General features: G+C 66.8%; 2 protein-coding genes. One reads left to right on the plus strand and one right to left on the minus strand.

Going from position 1 to position 1,800, the window contains the following annotated elements; translation table 11 throughout:
- Window positions 1–1,078 (plus strand): aldehyde dehydrogenase (gene adh, locus ACE3SS_RS15660; protein WP_374595542.1); only part of this gene is annotated, 1,078 nt, incomplete at its 5' end.
- 15 nt (window positions 1,079–1,093) lie between these two features.
- Here the strand turns inward: adh and ACE3SS_RS15665 are convergent.
- Window positions 1,094–1,800, minus strand: a 707-nt coding sequence (locus tag ACE3SS_RS15665) for a DUF945 family protein (protein ID WP_374595544.1), incomplete at its 5' end; no start/stop codon positions are given.

Below are 1,800 nucleotides of genomic sequence, written 5' to 3' on the forward strand. Positions count from 1 at the left end.
CTACCACTTCCATGAGCCGCTGGGCGTGGTGGGGCAGATCATTCCGTGGAACTTCCCGATCCTGATGGCGGCCTGGAAGCTCGCCCCGGCGCTGGGGGCGGGCAACTGCGTGGTGCTCAAGCCGGCCGAGTCCACGCCGGTGAGCATCCTGGTGCTGACCGAGCTGATCGCCGACTTGCTGCCCGCCGGCGTGCTCAACATCGTCAACGGCTACGGGCGCGAAGCCGGCATGCCGCTGGCCACCAGCACGCGCATCGCCAAGATCGCCTTCACCGGCTCGACCGCCACCGGCCGCGTGATCGCGCAGGCGGCGGCGGGCAACCTGATTCCGGCCACGCTGGAGCTGGGCGGCAAGAGCCCGAACCTGTTCTTCGACGACGTGATGGCGGCCGACGACGATTACCTCGACAAGGCCATCGAAGGCATGGTGCTGTTCGCCTTCAACCAGGGCGAGGTGTGCACCTGCCCGTCGCGCGCGCTGATTCAAGAATCGATGTATGACCGCTTCATCGAGCGCGTCCTCAAGCGCGTGGCCGCCATCAAGCAAGGCAGCCCGCTCGACCCGAGCACGATGATCGGCGCGCAGGCCTCGGCCATGCAGCAAGACAAGATCCTCTCGTACCTCGAGGTGGGCAAGCAAGAAGGCGCCAAGGTGCTGATCGGCGGCGGCGCGGCCCAACTAGGCGGCGAGCTGGCCGGCGGGTATTACATCCAGCCCACGCTGCTCAAGGGCAACAACCAGATGCGCGTGTTCCGCGAGGAGATCTTCGGCCCGGTGTTGGCCGTGACCACGTTCAAGGACGAGGCCGAGGCGCTGGCCATCGCCAACGACACGCCCTACGGCCTCGGCGCCGGGGTGTGGACGCGCGACGGCAGCCGGGCCTACCGCCTGGGCCGCGGCATCCAGGCCGGCCGCGTGTGGGTCAACAACTACCACGCGTACCCGGCGCACGCGGCCTTCGGTGGCTACAAGGAATCGGGCATCGGCCGCGAGACCCACAAGGTCATGCTCGACCACTACCAGCAGACCAAGAACCTGCTGGTGAGCTACTCGCCCAAGCCGCTGGGCTTCTTCTGATTTTCGGCGCCCCGGTTACTGAGGCGGCAAGTCTTCCGGGGCGTCCATCGGCGGGGCGCGGCGCACGCCCATGCCTGGCGGCGTGAACGGGCGACCGTTCACTTCGATCTGGCCTTGGCCGAACTTGAAGCTCGACGAAACGCTGTCCTGATCGAGCACCACGTAGCCCTGCGACGAGAACTGGTCGAGCATGGCGCGCACCGAGGCAGCCTGGCGGGCACCGTCGGCACCTTGGGCTGACGCGAACTTGTCGATCCAGGCCAGCGGCAGCTTGGCGGCGCCCTTGACGTAGCCCTTGCCCATGATCAGCGCCATCGGCGGCGTCTGGTTGTCGGCCTCGGTGGCCCCTTGCACGCCGAAGGCGTACGACAGCTCGCCCTTCTTGCCGTCGATCTCGACCAGCAGGCGGTCGAGCGAGTACTCGGGGTTGTAGGCCAGCAGCGGTTGCAGGTCGGCCTGCAGTTGCTGGAAAGCCTGGGCCGGGGTGACGTCGGCCTGCTCGTCGCACGACAGCGTCTGCGTCATCATGGCCTTCACCATGCGGCCGTAAGTCTCGGCATGCAGGTTCTTGATGGACACGTCCATCTGTACCTGGTTGACCGTGACGTCGCCGATCTTGGCCGCGCCGCTGAAGGTGCCCTTCGAGGTCAGGAAGCCCTTGTCGACCGCGGTCTCGGCGTGGTACTTGATGTTCGAGATGGTGCCCTTGATCGGCTTGCCGC

The sequence above is a fragment of the Aquabacterium sp. genome (assembly GCF_041915145.1).
GTDB lineage: Bacteria > Pseudomonadota > Gammaproteobacteria > Burkholderiales > Burkholderiaceae_C > Aquabacterium.